This is a genomic window from Mucilaginibacter aquaedulcis, assembly GCF_030409325.1.
Lineage (GTDB): Bacteria > Bacteroidota > Bacteroidia > Sphingobacteriales > Sphingobacteriaceae > Mucilaginibacter > Mucilaginibacter aquaedulcis.
This window is the reverse complement of the sequence record NZ_JAUFPR010000004.1, coordinates 657,264-672,520: the sequence shown is the minus strand read 5'-3', so window position 1 is coordinate 672,520 and position 15,257 is coordinate 657,264. Positions and strand designations below refer to the sequence as shown.

General features: G+C 44.7%; 13 protein-coding genes. 6 read left to right on the top strand and 7 right to left on the bottom strand.

Going from position 1 to position 15,257, the window contains the following annotated elements; genetic code table 11:
- Positions 1-226: 226 nt before the first annotated feature.
- The 3 genes from QWZ01_RS21235 (at position 227) to QWZ01_RS21225 (ending at position 3,965) form a co-directional block, all read left to right on the top strand.
- Positions 227-1,006 (top strand): succinate dehydrogenase cytochrome b subunit, encoded by a 780-nt coding sequence (locus QWZ01_RS21235; protein WP_290326887.1) that lies wholly within the window; start codon positions 227-229, stop codon positions 1,004-1,006.
- Between the two features lie 108 nt (positions 1,007-1,114).
- Positions 1,115-3,049, top strand: a complete 1,935-nt coding sequence (locus QWZ01_RS21230) for a fumarate reductase/succinate dehydrogenase flavoprotein subunit (protein WP_290326885.1) — start codon at positions 1,115-1,117, stop codon at positions 3,047-3,049.
- Between the two features lie 121 nt (positions 3,050-3,170).
- On the top strand, positions 3,171-3,965 hold the full coding sequence (locus QWZ01_RS21225) for a succinate dehydrogenase/fumarate reductase iron-sulfur subunit (RefSeq protein ID WP_290326883.1): 795 nt from the start codon (positions 3,171-3,173) through the stop codon (positions 3,963-3,965).
- A 174-nt stretch (positions 3,966-4,139) separates the two neighbouring features.
- Here the strand turns inward: QWZ01_RS21225 and QWZ01_RS21220 are convergent, their stop codons facing one another.
- The 5 genes from QWZ01_RS21220 to thrA all read right to left on the bottom strand — a co-directional run bounded on the left by QWZ01_RS21220 (position 4,140) and on the right by thrA (position 10,447).
- Positions 4,140-4,745, bottom strand: a complete 606-nt coding sequence (locus QWZ01_RS21220; protein ID WP_290326881.1) for an HAD family hydrolase — start codon at positions 4,743-4,745, stop codon at positions 4,140-4,142.
- Positions 4,742-5,086 (bottom strand): hypothetical protein, encoded by a 345-nt coding sequence (locus QWZ01_RS21215; RefSeq protein ID WP_290326879.1) that lies wholly within the window; start codon positions 5,084-5,086, stop codon positions 4,742-4,744. The genes QWZ01_RS21220 and QWZ01_RS21215 overlap by 4 nt, the downstream gene beginning before the upstream one ends.
- A gap of 210 nt (positions 5,087-5,296) precedes the next feature.
- Positions 5,297-6,604, bottom strand: a complete 1,308-nt coding sequence (gene thrC / locus QWZ01_RS21210; protein WP_290326877.1) for a threonine synthase — start codon at positions 6,602-6,604, stop codon at positions 5,297-5,299.
- A gap of 298 nt (positions 6,605-6,902) precedes the next feature.
- Positions 6,903-7,907, bottom strand: a complete 1,005-nt coding sequence (locus QWZ01_RS21205; RefSeq protein ID WP_290326875.1) for a homoserine kinase — start codon at positions 7,905-7,907, stop codon at positions 6,903-6,905.
- An 89-nt stretch (positions 7,908-7,996) separates the two neighbouring features.
- Complete coding sequence (gene thrA / locus QWZ01_RS21200) at positions 7,997-10,447, bottom strand: bifunctional aspartate kinase/homoserine dehydrogenase I (RefSeq protein WP_290326873.1); 2,451 nt, start codon at positions 10,445-10,447, stop codon at positions 7,997-7,999.
- A 518-nt stretch (positions 10,448-10,965) separates the two neighbouring features.
- On the opposite strand from thrA, the gene rsgA reads away from it, so the two are divergent.
- Positions 10,966-11,886: a ribosome small subunit-dependent GTPase A gene (rsgA, locus tag QWZ01_RS21195; RefSeq protein WP_290326871.1), complete on the top strand. Its 921-nt coding sequence runs from the start codon at positions 10,966-10,968 to the stop codon at positions 11,884-11,886.
- 261 nt (positions 11,887-12,147) lie between these two features.
- Here rsgA and QWZ01_RS21190 read toward each other — a convergent pair whose 3' ends face one another.
- Positions 12,148-13,383, bottom strand: a complete 1,236-nt coding sequence (locus tag QWZ01_RS21190; RefSeq protein ID WP_290326870.1) for a cystathionine gamma-synthase family protein — start codon at positions 13,381-13,383, stop codon at positions 12,148-12,150.
- 225 nt (positions 13,384-13,608) lie between these two features.
- Between QWZ01_RS21190 and dtd the strand changes: the two genes are divergently transcribed.
- Together dtd and QWZ01_RS21180 are read left to right on the top strand one after the other, a co-directional pair.
- Positions 13,609-14,067 carry a D-aminoacyl-tRNA deacylase gene (dtd, locus tag QWZ01_RS21185; RefSeq protein ID WP_290326869.1) on the top strand — a complete coding sequence of 153 codons (459 nt, stop codon included), beginning with the start codon at positions 13,609-13,611 and terminating at the stop codon, positions 14,065-14,067.
- Between the two features lie 12 nt (positions 14,068-14,079).
- Positions 14,080-14,406 carry a nucleotide pyrophosphohydrolase gene (locus tag QWZ01_RS21180; RefSeq protein ID WP_290326868.1) on the top strand — a complete coding sequence of 109 codons (327 nt, stop codon included), beginning with the start codon at positions 14,080-14,082 and terminating at the stop codon, positions 14,404-14,406.
- A 95-nt stretch (positions 14,407-14,501) separates the two neighbouring features.
- Here QWZ01_RS21180 and QWZ01_RS21175 read toward each other — a convergent pair whose 3' ends face one another.
- Positions 14,502-15,242 (bottom strand): 2-phosphosulfolactate phosphatase, encoded by a 741-nt coding sequence (locus tag QWZ01_RS21175; RefSeq protein ID WP_290326866.1) that lies wholly within the window; start codon positions 15,240-15,242, stop codon positions 14,502-14,504.
- Positions 15,243-15,257: the final 15 nt, after the last annotated feature.

Sequence of the window (15,257 nt, the reverse complement as noted above, 5' to 3'; positions counted from 1 at the left end):
AACCTGCAATAATGAATAGACACTCAATCATTTATCTTTATTCCTGTTTTCTCAACCCCTGGCTCCTAACTTCCAATTCTTGATTCTTGACTCTTATATCTTACCTCTCCCCACCGCATTTTCTTAGATTGATTCTAAATAGACAATTCACAGACAATAAGCCGAAAGCATTTCTATCTTTTGGCATATAATAAATACTTTTGCCTAAAAATAAATCTATTACATAATGAGCGAATTTAAACAAACCTTTAACTCATCGCTGGGAAAAAAGCTGATCATGGCTTTAACAGGCTTGTTTTTGTGTACTTTTATTATAGTACACGTTGGGGGCAACCTGTTGCTGTTTAGCAACGACAATGGTTTTGGTTTTAATGTGTATGCCAATTTCCTGACACACTTTCCACCTATAGAAGTTGTGGCATACATTCTGTACCTGTCAATTTTAGTGCATGCTTTATATGCGCTTATTTTAACGGTTAAAAACCGTAAGGCTCGTCCGGTGGGTTACGCCGTACAGGCCAAATCTGATGCCAGCTGGTCATCAAAAAACATGGGCTTGTTAGGCTCTATCCTGTTTCTGTTCATCGTTATCCACATGGGCGACTTTTGGTTCAAATACAAATATACCAACGAGGTTGCCTTTAAGGAGTACCGCACAGACCTGGCCACAGGCCAAACCACAGAATCGGCCTACACACCGGCATCTGCCGATTTCAGCCACTCTGTATCTGTTGAAAACAATGTAGAGATAGTTAGGGTGAAAGATCTGCACGCACGTGTGGCACACACCTTTGGCAACATTTGGTATGTACTTATCTACGTAATAGCAATGGGCGCTTTATCGTTCCATTTGCTGCATGGCTTTCAGAGCGCTTTCCGCACACTGGGCTGGGTACACCGTAAATATACACCTATCGTATACGCTATTGGCACCTGGTTTTTCGCGGTAATTATTCCGCTGGCTTTTGCTGCCATGCCAGTGTACTACTTTTTTTGCGTACGCTAAATAGAGTTGATTAAGTCAGATTGGGTTGATTCAAGTTGCATGGCCGGGTTAAAAACCACTCACCATTCACTCCATCAACCACTCACTAAATATAAAATTAGATAAGAAATGAGTTTAGATGCTAAAATTCCTCAAGGCCCATTAGCCGAAAAATGGAGCAAGCATAAATTTAACCTGAAGCTGGTTAACCCGGCCAACAAGCGTAAATACGATGTTATTATTGTAGGTACAGGTTTGGCAGGAGCCTCGGCGGCGGCTTCACTGGCCGAGTTAGGTTATAACGTAAAATCTTTTTGCTTTCAGGATAGCCCACGCCGCGCGCACTCTATTGCAGCACAGGGTGGTATAAACGCGGCAAAAAATTATCAAAATGACGGCGACAGCGTTTACCGCTTGTTTTATGATACCATTAAAGGTGGCGATTACCGTGCCCGCGAAGGAAACGTGTACCGTTTGGCCGAGGTATCTGTTAATATTATTGACCAGTGCGTAGCACAGGGTGTTCCTTTTGCCCGTGAGTACGGTGGCTTGCTGGATAACCGCTCTTTTGGTGGTTCGCAGGTATCACGTACATTTTATGCCCGTGGCCAAACAGGACAACAATTACTTTTAGGTGCGTACTCGGCATTAAACCGCCAGATACATGCCGGTAAAGTAAAAATGTATACCCGTACAGAAATGCTTGATGTGGTGGTTGTTGACGGCCATGCCAAAGGTATTGTTACCCGTAACATGCTTACCGGTGCTATTGAAACACACGCGGGCCATGCCGTATTGTTATGTACAGGTGGTTACAGCAACGTGTTTTACCTGTCAACAAACGCTATTGGTTCAAACGTAACAGCAGCCTGGAGAGCACACAAACGTGGTGCTTTCTTCGGTAATCCTTGCTATACTCAAATTCACCCAACCTGTATCCCGGTATCGGGCGATCACCAGTCAAAGCTTACGCTGATGTCTGAATCGTTACGTAACGACGGTCGTGTTTGGGCGCCTAAAACTGCTGCAATTGCCGAGCAACTGCGCAAAGGCACACTTAAAGCAGACCAGGTTAAAGAGGACGACCGCGATTACTTCCTGGAACGTAAATACCCAGCCTTCGGTAACCTTGTTCCGCGCGACGTGGCTTCACGTAACGCTAAGGAAATGGTTGAGGATGGCCGCGGTGTAGGTACATCAGGTTTTGCCGTGTTCCTTGACTTTGCCGATGCTATTAAACGTTTGGGTGAAGATACCGTTAAGGCTAAATACGGTAACTTGTTTGATATGTATATCCAGATCACTGACGAGAACCCGTACAAACAGCCAATGCGTATTTACCCTGCCGTACACTATACCATGGGTGGTCTTTGGGTTGATTATAACCTGAGCACCAACGTACCGGGCTTATACGCTTTGGGCGAGTGTAACTTTAGTGATCACGGCGCTAACCGCTTAGGTGCTTCTGCTTTGATGCAGGGCCTATCTGACGGTTACTTTGTAATTCCTTACACCCTTGGCGATTATCTGGCTACCATTGGCCCTAAAAAGGTTGATACCAGCCACCCTGCTTTTGAGCAAACTAAAAAGGATGTAATTGAGCACGTAAATAAATTGCTGGCATTAAACGGCACCAAAACGGCCGAAGCCTATCACCGCGATCTGGGCCACATTATGTGGGAATATTGCGGCATGGCGCGTACCGAAGAGGGCCTGAAAAAAGCCAAAGGATTGATACAGGCACTTAAAGCCGACTTCTGGAAAAATGCTAAGGTTGTTGGCGAAAACGAAGAAGTGAACGCATCATTGGAAAGAGCCGGTCGTGTTGCCGATTTTATTGAACTGGGCGAACTGATGGTTGACGACGCGCTGATGCGTCGCGAATCATGCGGTGGTCACTTCCGGGTAGAATCACAAACAGAAGGCGGTGAGGCCAAACGTGACGATGAGAACTTTGCATTTGTTGCAGCTTGGGAATTTAAAGGCGAAAACCAACCCGAGGAATTGCACAAAGAGCAACTGGTATTTGAATCGGTACACTTAACACAACGTAATTACGCGTAAATAGTGAATGGTTGATTGAGTTGATTAAGTTAGATTGGTTTCATTAACTAACAAAAACTACTCACTTAATCAACCACTCACCTAATCAACAAAATAACCATATCTCAAATCTAATAATAAGATGAGTAACGGAAATATGAACCTGACGCTAAAAGTATGGCGCCAGAAAAACGCTCAAACAGCGGGTAAATTTGTGACCTACAAGGCTGAAAGTATTTCGCCTGATATGTCATTCCTTGAAATGCTTGACGTTGTTAACGAAAGCCTTACCCTTAAGGGTGATGAGCCTATACACTTTGATCATGATTGCCGCGAAGGTATTTGCGGTATGTGCTCGTTATATATCAATGGCCACCCGCACGGGCCAAAACGTGCTGTTACCACCTGCCAGCTGCACATGCGCAGCTTTAAAGATGGTGAAACCATTACCATTGAGCCTTGGCGTGCAACTGCTTTCCCGATAGTGAAGGATTTAGCGGTTGACCGCTCTGCATTTGACCGTATACAGCAGGCCGGCGGTTACGTATCTGTAAATACAGGTGTAAGTACCGATGGCAATGCTATCCCGATCCCTAAAGTTATTGCCGACGAGGCCTTTAACTCTGCTACCTGTATTGGTTGCGGTGCTTGCGTTGCGGCTTGTAAAAATGCATCGGCAATGCTGTTTGTATCGGCTAAAATAACCCAGTTAGGCCTGTTACCACAAGGTCAGCCAGAGCGTTACCGCCGTGTACAAACTATGGTAGCCCAGATGGATGAAGAAGGATTTGGCAGCTGTACCAACACCGGTGCCTGCGAGGCCGAATGCCCTAAAGAAATTAAGCTTACCAACATCGCGCGCATGAACAATGATTTTTTCAGCGCCAAGTTATTCAGGGAAGAAAGTATCCATGAAGAACAACACGGAGGTGCTTAATCACTACTGTTGAAGTAATAAATAAAAAGGGCTTTGGAGATATTCCAAAGCCCTTTTTATTTTATCTATTTGTCATTGCGAGGAGGAACGACGAAGCAATCGCGAACTCTGCAGATTTATTTGTATAGTTCGCGATTGCCACGCTACGCTCGCAATGACACAATTATCATTCAATTACAACACGCCTAACCCCTTTAGCTCTGCTTCCAATTGCTCTGATGAAGTAAAGTGGATACTTTTAATACCCATCTTTTCGGCGGCTAATATGTTGCGGTAGTTATCGTCAATGAACAGGGCTTCGTTTGCTTCAACCTGGTAGCGATCAAGCAGGATCTGGTAAAACTCAGGTGCAGGTTTGCGCATTTTTTCGGTGCCCGAAACTACAATACCATCAAACCAACCCAAAAAATCATAACGCTCTAAAGCCACCGGAAATGTTTCGGCCGACCAATTGGTTAACGCGTAAATTTTATACTTACCGCTTGCTTTAAGCTGTTTTAACAACTCAACGGTGCCATGGAAGGGTTCGCCGAGCATCTCGCTCCAACGTCCGTAAAACGCCCGGATATTAGCCTCGTGCTCAGGGAAACGGGCAACTAATATATCCGTACCTTCCTGCAATGCCCGGCCAGCATCCTGCTCCTCGTTCCAGTCGGAGGTACAGATCTCGGCCAAAAAATTTTTCATTTCCTGTTCATCACTAAACAGGGTACGGTACATGTAATGCGGGTTCCAATCAATTAAAACCGCGCCCAAATCAAATATGATGGTGTTTATCATTTCTTTTTATCCGTGTGCTCGTAAATCTTAGCATCTGTAACTACTGAATCTTTCAGGGTCAGGATAAGTTTTTTAACATATCTTGGCTTTTTAGGCTTATTGTATTCATCAATATCATAAACCATTTCAGTAGTGTTACTCAACTGCGGGCGGTGCAGCAGGTGAATAACTTCCTGATATTTAAGCCCCTTGAGTTTTTGGGTTTTCAACAGGTCATCAACCATGTTGTTGCGGAAGGGAAACTCCAAACCATCACCATAATCCCACTCTTCCCTGTTAAATTTTGTATGTTGTTTACAGCCTGTTAAGGTCAGCAATACCAGCGCTGGCAAAACAAGCATTTTTTTATTGAATAGGCTACCAATTTTCATTGATCAAATATAATAAGAATCAGCCAATGAGGTTTGCTATTACAGAATAGATGATTGGGCAATCTACCATAAAATAAATGTCATTGCGAGCGGAGCGTGGCAATCGCGAATAAACAGAGCGGTTATGCCCTATTCGCGATTGCTTCGTCGTTCCTCCTCGCAATGACATTTTTATATTTACTAAGCACCCAGCAAATACGCCTTAAAATCCGCAAAATCCTTACTTAGCGGTACAGCAAGCTTTGTTTTGGAAGCCAATTCTTTAACCGATGCAGGTATCTCTATCTTCGCTGTCATTTCTTCGCTGAAAACATCAGGGAACTTGCATGGATGCGCGGTTGAAAGGAATACACCTGCAGTATCGGCACTGTTATGATCATGCTGATAATCAGTCAGAGCCTGCCAGGCAATAGCTGTATGCGGGCAAACTACATAGCCGTAAGCATCAAATACCCAGTTAATGGCTTTTACGGTTTCTTCATCGTTATATTTAAAGCCGGTAACCAGTTTCTTTAGCTCGTCCATATCATCCTTAAACAGATCGGCAATACGTACCCAATTGCTCGGGTTACCCACATCCATCGCGTTTGACAATGTTGCCACCGACGGCTTAGGCTGATAAACACCCGTTTTTAAAAATTCCGGCACAGCATCATTAGCATTGGTTGCTGCAATAAACTTTTCAACCGGAAGGCCCATTTTCCAGGCCAGTAAACCGGCGCCTATGTTACCGAAATTACCGCTCGGCACCGAGAATATTACTTTTTTAACACCCTGCCTTAATAGCTGCGCGTAAGCATTAAAATAGTAAAAAGTTTGAGGAACCAAACGCGCTATGTTGATAGAATTGGCCGATGTTAAGCGAAATTTTTCGTTCAGCTCCGTATCGGTAAAGGCTTGTTTAACCAGGGCCTGGCAATCATCAAACGTACCATCAACCTCCAGCGCGCGGATGTTTTGACCATTGGTGGTCAGCTGCTGCTCCTGCACTCCACTCACCTTGCCCTTAGGATAAAGTATAGTTACACGGGTATTTGGCACGCCTAAAAAACCAAGGGCTACGGCACCGCCGGTATCGCCGCTGGTGGCAACCAGTACATCCAGTTGTTTTTCACCTTCTTCTAAAAAATAGCTCATTACCCGGCTCATGAAACGTGCGCCAAAATCTTTAAACGCCAGTGATGGCCCGTGAAAAAGCTCCAGTACATGTACGTGCTCATCTAATTTTACAATGGGGGCATCAAAGTTAATGGCATCATCAATCAATGCTTTCAGATCGGCTTCGGGGATGGAATCGCCCAGCAAGTTCTGCGCTACGTGGAAAGCGATCTCAGGCAGAATGTATTTATCCAGGTTATTGATAAATTCAACATCTAAACGAGGGATGCTGATAGGCATATATAAACCTTTATCCTGCGGCATGCTGTTAAAAACCGCGTCTTTAAAAGACACTTCAGATAAGGTATTGTTGGTGCTGTAGAGTTTCATTTTTTGATTTCGGAGTTCGGATGATCGATTTCGGATTTATTGATTTTCTTTATTAAGAAGCCTCACCCAACCCTCTCCAAAGGAGAGGGCTTTAAAAAGTCTCCCCTAAAGAGGAGATTTAAACAGGGTCTTACGCTCATAATGACACGTTGGTTTTGTTTCTTTTACTTTTTAGCCGACTGTCATGATGAGCTCGCTGATGCATGGTGGGCAGGCATCTACGCGCGTCCTTCGACAGGCTCAGGGTGACAGCCTTTTTTCTTTTTTTGACTTTTTACTTTTGAATTTTGACTTAAAATTAAAATCTCGCCAGTACCTTCGGCCCGCCATCGTTGATAGGGGATACGTAGGTATTTGAACCAATTTTAAGGCTTGTTAAATGTTGCTGAAGCTTTTGGGTGATGAGTGTGGCTGTTTCCTCATCTTTAGTAAAGGCAAAAACTGATGGGCCCGAGCCGGAGATGCCAAAACTTACCGCACCCATATCCATAGCCATTTCGCGCATTTTGTAAAAATCAGGTATCAGCATGGAGCGTACAGGTTCTACCAGTACATCTTTCATGCTGCGACCTATCAGGTCAATATCCTGCATAAATAAGCCGCTTACCAGGCCTGCTATGTTGCCCCATTGGGTTACGGCATCTTTCATCTGTATGTTTTTACGGATGATCTGGCGAGCCTCGCGTGTTGGTACATCTACATCAGGAAATACAATGGCACACCACAAACCGGCCGGGTGCGGCAAGCGCACTACATCCAGAGGCTCGTAACTGCGAATAAGCACAAAACCGCCCAAAAGGGCAGGGGCTACGTTATCGGCATGGCCATGTCCACAGGCCATTTCTTCGCCTTTCATGGCAAAGGGCAACAGTTTGGCAGGGTCAGCATCATCGCCCAACAAGGTTTTAATGGCAAACAACCCCGCCACGGTACTGGCCGAGCTTGAGCCTAAACCGCTGCCTATCGGCATTTTCTTATGCAGTTCAATATCCAATCCAATATCTGTACGGCCAACACTTTGCAGATAATGCTGCACGCTCACACTTACGGTATTCTTAGCCGGATCAAGCGGTAAACGTCCGTCGTCGCCAGTGATTTTACTGATGGTGATGCCTGGTTTATCGGTAATACGCATGATCACTTCATCACCGGGAGCATTAACGGCAAAGCCCAGTACATCAAACCCGCAAACCACATTGGCTACCGTAGCCGGGGCAAAAACGTGGATGCCCCCCCCGCCCCCTAAAGGGGGTGCTACTTGCGTGGCCGATGGGTTTAAATCTTCTACTTTATTATGTTCCATTTTATATTCAAATTATGATTCCCTTCAGGGATTATACTTATCAAATTATCCCTCCCCCTTTAGGGGGAGGGGGGCTTATGAGCCCTGCTCTAATTCGCGCCCAGATTTATCAGGTCGGCAAATACACCGGCGGCGGTAACTTCGGCACCTGCACCGGGGCCTTTTACCACCAGCGGACGCTCCTTATACCTGTCGGTAGTGAATGATATGATGTTATCGCTGCCCGATAAGGTAAAGAAAGGGTGGCTTTCATCAACCATTTGGAGGGTGATGGCCACCTTGCCATCCTCCAGTTTGCCTATGTAGCGCAGTACTTTATTTTCACTTTCGGCCTGGCTTTTCAGTTTGGCAAAATGCGCGTCCTCACTTTTCAGGCTGGCGTAAAAATCCTCTACCGATTTAGCTTCGAGGCTCGCCTTTGGCAGTACACTTTCAATTTCCACATCGGCCTCTTCCATAGCGTAGCCTGCATCACGGGCCAGGATGAGCATTTTACGCATAAAATCCTTACCGCTTAAGTCGTCGCGCGGATCGGGTTCGGTATAACCTTTTTCCTGGGCCTCTTTCACCACATCGTGGAAATTGGCATCGCCCTTAAAGTTATTAAAGATGAATGAGATAGTACCCGAAAGAATAGCCTCAATGCGCTGTACCCTGTCGCCGCTGTTCATCAGGTTTTTTAGTGTGTTGATGATAGGCAAACCGGCACCAACATTGGTTTCGTAAAAGAAATCAACCCCGTGCTGGCGGGCGGTATCGCGGAAAGTTTTGTATTGTTTGTAGCTTGCCGAGTTACCAATTTTATTACAAGTGATCACCGAGATATTGGCTTTAAAAACCTCCTCGTAAAAACCTACCGGTACCGGGCTGGCGGTATTATCAATGAACACGCAGTTGGGCAGGTTCATTTCTTTCATTTTATCGATAAATACTTCCAGATCGGCTGCATGTGGTGAAGCAATGAGATCATCCTGCCAGGTATCCAGCGATATGCCATCACTATTAAAAGTCATTTTGCGGGTATTGCTGATACCTGCTATTTTAACCTGTATCCCGTTGTTATCCTTTAAATATTCGCTATGAGCGCTAAGCTGGTTGAACAGGGTTTTACCGATGTTGCCGGTACCCAGGCAAAACGCATGCAGGGTTTTGGTCAGCTGCACAAAAAAGGCATCGTGAACAGCATTCAAGGCTTTTGACAGATCATTGGCCGAGATGATAACCGATATATTATACTCTGACGACCCCTGCGCTATGGCCCTCACATTAACACCATTACGGCCCAGGGCATGAAACAACTTACCCGACATACCCGGGGTTTGCTTCATATTTTCGCCCACTACGGCCAGTATGGCCAGATTTTTTTCTATAACTAAATGCTCCAGTTTCTTGGCCAGCAGTTCCAGTTCAAACTCCTGTTCAATTACCTGTTTGGCGCGCTCGGTATCCTGAGGCTGCACCGCGAAGGTGATACTATGCTCAGATGATGATTGGGTGATGAGGATAATGTTGATCTGCTCGCGGGCCAGTAACGAGAACAGGCGGCCGCTAAAGCCCGATTTACCCACCATACCGCTGCCCTCTAAATTAAGAATGCTGATATTGTTGATAGATGAGATACCCTTTATTGGCAGCACCGATGGCTTACAGTTATGACGGATCACGGTACCTTCAAAACCGGGCTCAAAAGTGTTTTTAATAACGATAGGGATCTTTTTCAAAAATGCCGGGATCATGGTTGGCGGATAGATAACCTTTGCACCAAAGTAGGAAAGCTCCATGGCCTCAGTATAGGTAAGCTCAGTTAGCGGGAAGGCTTTTTTCACCATACGTGGGTCGGCGGTCATCATACCGTTAACATCTGTCCAGATCTGTATTTCGCTGGCGTTAAGGGCCGCACCAAATATAGCCGCTGTATAATCGCTGCCGCCGCGGCCGAGGGTGGTGGTTTGGCCGGCCTCGTTACCGGCAATAAAACCGGTTACAAACAGCATTTTATCCTTATTTTGATCGTGCAGGTTACGGATCAGCATTTCGGTAAGCTCTGTATTTACCTTAGCCTGGCCAAAAGAGCTATCGGTTTTTATCACTTCAGATGCATCAACAAAAAGTGCATCCTTAAAATGCTGGGCGGCAATTTTGCTCACCATAATGGTTGAGCAGCGTTCGCCGTAGCTTAAAATCTGGTCGCGGGTTTTAGGGGTAAGCTCCCTTAGGGTAAGTACCCCCTGCAATAATTCTTCTAACTGGTTAAAATGAATTTTTAAACGGGTAAAGGCCGGGTTTTGGTTTTGCACATCAAGCAGGCTTTTCACCACTTCAAAGTGCCGCCTTTCCAGTTCGGCCAGGGCGGCTGTAAACTCATTGCCGTTGGCCGCGTCTTCGGCCATGGATGCCAGCAGGTTGGTAACCCCGCCCATAGCCGATAGCACAACTACCGGTTTTTCGTCGTTTTTAACTTCATCGCTCAGGATGTTTAGAAGGGTTTGGATGCTTGCAACTGACCCTACGGATGTACCGCCAAATTTTAAAACTTTCATTTATGGTTTAGTATGTTGCCTCACCCTGCCCTCTCCAAAGGAGAGGGTTCTAAAACTCTCCTTTTTAAAGTCCTCTCTTTTGGAGAGGATTTAGGTGAGGCCGGTTTAGCCTTGTTTAATTTTCTTTTTAATGTTTAAACAAAAAAGCCTTCCCCGTTTCGGAGGAAGGCTTCATTTGGTTTTTTCTTTTATGTTTTACACCATACGATTATCTTCCTCCGAGTTTTATGCCGGTGGTAATAATAGATGTAATAATGGTGTTGTTAATTGTCATATATAATGTCTGTAAAGTAAGTAGATTATTTTTTAATAAACAAGCATTATTTTAAATTAATTAATGAGCACGAGTTACTTACAGAGTTATTGGCATTGCTTTGGCTAAAGCCTCTTTCTCATTCTCCATCCCGTCCCATAAATGGGACGGCAATGAATTTAACGAACTCCTGTCAATGTTTCCTTTTCATTCATTGCCGTTTGGCTTTAGCCAACGGTAATGATTACTTTTGGGGTTATATAATATGCAGGGACTCATTACAAAATCAACCGGAAGCTGGTACCAGGTGCAAACACCCGATGGGCAAAAGATAGATTGCCGCATTAAGGGTAAGTTCAGGATGAAGGGTATCACCACCACCAACCCGGTAGCCGTTGGCGATGTGGTTGACTTTGATATGGAACCCGATAGTGAAAATGGTGTGATCACCAATTTGCATCAGCGTAAAAACTACATCATTCGCAAGGCCATTAACCTGAGCAAACAGGCACAGATCATCGCCGCCAATCTTGACCAGGCCCTGTTGGTGGTTACCCTCGCATCACCGCGTACTTCTCTGGGCTTTATCGACCGTTTTTTAGTAACAGCCGAAGCCTATGATATTCCGGCAAGGCTCATTTTTAATAAACTCGACCTGTTTAGCGATGAGGGCCTGGAAATACTGGCCGATTATAAAGCTATTTACGAAAACATTGGCTATCCCTGCTTTGAGGTTTCGGCGCTGGAAGGTACCAATATTAACCAGGTTCAGGACCTGTTGAAAGATAAGGTAACGTTGTTTTCCGGCCATTCGGGCGTGGGTAAATCAAGCCTTATTAACGCTTTGCTGCCCAGTTTAGACCTCCGCACGCACATGGTATCTGAATGGAGCGACAAGGGGATGCACACTACCACCTTTGCCGAAATGTTTGAACTGCCCCAAGGCGGCTTCATCATTGATACTCCTGGTATTCGCGAATTGGGTGTTATCGACATAGAAAAACAGGAACTGAGCCACTTTTTTCCGGAAATGCGCTCACGCATGAACCAATGTCGCTTCAATAACTGCCGCCACATCAACGAACCCGGCTGCGCCGTACTGGAAGCCCTGGAAGAAGGTGAAATAGAACTATCGCGCTATGAAAGCTACCTAAGCATTTACAACGGCAACGATACAAGAGCTTGATTTGGGAAGAGCCAAGAGTTTAGAATCAAGAGTTAAGACAACTTTTCCGTCATCCTGAACTTGTTTCAGGATCTCTCGGATAAAACTACTCCAACGAAAAGGAAGCCTTGCATGTGGGATGCCGAAATAAATTCGGCATGACTTGCTTATATTACTAATATAATAACTACTTGTCACCCTGAGCGTAGTGAAGGATCTTCCTAAACTATGTATACTGTAAAATAGATGCTACGCCCGGCATGACAAGTAGTGTAAAACAGCTTACGCCAAAGCCGTTTTAAAATCATCCATCAGATCGTCCAGGTCTTCAATACCTATCGACAGGCGGATCATGCTTTCAGGGATTCCCATTTCGGCACGCTTTTCAGCACCAAGCTCAAAAAATATGGTTTGAGCCACCGGGATAGATAGGGTGCGGGTATCACCAAGATTGCTTGATTTTACAACCAGTTTCAATTTATTTAAAAAGGCAAGGCAATCAATGCTTTCATCAAGCTCAATGCTCATCAGGGCTCCAAATTTGGCAAACAATTTGGCTGCACGCTCACGCTGCGGATGGCTCTCTAAACCCGGGTAAAATACTTTTTTAATAAGCGGGTGCGACTCAAAATATTTAGCCAGCGCCAATGCATTGTTACTTGCTCGCTCCAAACGTAAAGCAAGCGTTTCCGCACCTACAGAAATGGAATGTGCTGCCTCCGGTGATAATGTACCACCCGAATCGCGCAATCCTTTTTTACGGATCTGCGTAAGGCCCAGTGTTTCTGGCTTTACCTGCTTTTTAAATGTTTCAAAAATATTAGGGAACTTTATCCAGTTAAACAAGCCTGTATCGGTAACGCAACCGCCCAGTGCATTGCCATGGCCGCCAATATATTTGGTTAATGAGTTGATGATCAAACTTGCCTTAACATCAATTGGGTTAAACAGGTAGGGTGAGGTCATGGTGTTATCCACCACGTATATGATGCCTTTTTCGGCGCAAAGATCACCAATAGCTTCCAGGTCGGCTATTTGTGTGGCCGGGTTGGCAATGGTTTCAACAAAAACCATTTTGGTACTTGCCTTAATTTCGTTGCGTACGTTTTGCACATCAGTGGCATCAACATAGGTAACATCCAAACCCATATCGGTATAGGTTTGAAAAATACTTCGGGTATTGCCAAATAAAAATGAACTGGCCACAATATGATCGCCATGTTTAATGAGGGCCATTACCGTAGCCGAAATTGCTGCCATGCCTGTTGAAAAGGCAATAGAAGCCATTCCTTTTTCCATGTTGGTTACCTTATGCTCCAGCGCGGTAACCGTTGGGTTACCCTGGCGTGAGTAAGCATAACCTTTTTTCTTGTTCTGAAAAATATCAACCAGATCCTGTACATCCTCATGCCCGTACGTTACCGAGGTATGTATGGGTTTGTGTAAGGAACCATGCTCTGGTTTGCCCAGGCGGTCGTCATGTAAAATGGTGGTGGTAAAGCCTCTTTTAGTAGTCATTTTATTAAATATTTAAAGGCACCAATTACACCAGGGTAATTATCAAGAGCAATCAGTGTTTATTTAGTAGCGGTTGCGAACTTAAGGAAATAGGCACGAATTAAAAAGGCACTAACAGCACTAATACATTCTTATTGACATAAATACGACTGATAAACCCGGAAATTAAATTTTTATTCGTGTAATTCGGCCTTATTCGTGTTAATTAGTGTTCACTTATAATTTATGAGAGCTGTATTACAACGTGTTTCTGAAGCAAGCTGCCGGGTTGATGGCCAAACAACCGGCGAGATCCAAACAGGTTTCCTCGTACTACTCGGTATCGAAGAAACCGATACCGATGACGACCTGAACTGGCTGGCCAATAAAATTGCCGGCATGCGTGTTTTTAGCGACGAAAACGGGCTGATGAACAAAGCCCTGGCCGATATTGACGGCAATATTTTGCTGATATCGCAGTTTACGCTGTACGCTCAAACCAAAAAGGGTAACCGCCTATCGTTTATCCGTGCGGCCAAACCCGATAAGGCTACCCCGCTGTATGAGCAGATGATCACAACCCTGCGAAACCTCACCGGTAAAAAAATTGCTACCGGCATTTTTGGGGCCCATATGAAGATTAGTCTGGTGAATGATGGCCCTGTCACCATCATAATGGACACGAAAGACAAAGAAAATCATTAAAGTATTTTAACAATGGAGATTAAGGAAGCACAGCAACTTGTAGATAAATGGATAAATACCATGGGTATCCGGTATTTTAATGAATTGACCAACACGGCTATTTTGATGGAGGAGGTAGGTGAGGTGGCCCGCATTATGGCCCGGCAGTATGGCGAGCAGTCTTATAAAAAATCAGATACCGAAGTTAACCTGGCCGAAGAAATGGCCGATGTGCTTTTTGTACTGATTTGCCTGGCCAACCAAACCGGTATCGACCTTACCGAAGCCCTGTTAAAGAATTTAGAAAAGAAAAGCATCCGCGATGCCGACAGGCATAAGAATAATGAAAAGCTGAAGTAATTAGCTTTTTTGCGGCAGAACTATTAACGGCGAGAAGACTTACGAAGTTTTTAAAACTTCGTAAGTCTTGAAACATTTTATGATGATTAAACGCTCTAAACCAGCTTCACCAGGCGTTCTCCGTCTAATACGGGGATAGCGGTGATCACATCAGTTTGCAGGCAAAACTCAATATCTTTTTCGATGCCCAGTTTTTTGAGGCGTTCGCTGTGCGACGTTTTTTTGAGGTATTCATTAATATCACCTTTACCTAATTGAAACAGATCATTGGCTGCAATGGCGGCATCGTCAAGTTCAAAACCTTCGGTTTTTAGCTGCTCAATAACAGCACCGGCAAAAAGGGTATCTTCCAGGTTAAAGTTATTTTTCCAGCCAGAGCATACCAGCAATACATTTTCATGCTGGCTTTTTAGCCAGTTACTTAAAGCTGTAAGATTTAAAAACGAACCTATAACAATACGTTTGGCACTGCGTGATAAATGCAGCGCGTGTGTGCCATTTGTAGTAGTAAGCACTATGGTTTTACCCGCCACTTTTTCGGCAGTGTATGAAAATGGCGAGTTGCCAAAATCAAACCCTTCCACTACTTTTCCGTCGCGCTCTGCTGCCAGCAAGTAATCCAGCCCTTTCTCTCTATACGCGGCACACTCCTCAACCTGTGATACCGGGATAATAGCCTCAGCACCGTTTTCAATACCATAACATATAGATGATGTTGCCCTGAAAATATCAATAACCACTACAATATATTCGGCTACATTGTATAAAGGCAATAAAGCAGGCGTAAGGCAAACGTGGGCCGCCCGTGCGGTGCTATTTTGAGTTTCGTTAGACATAGTTTTTAATTAATA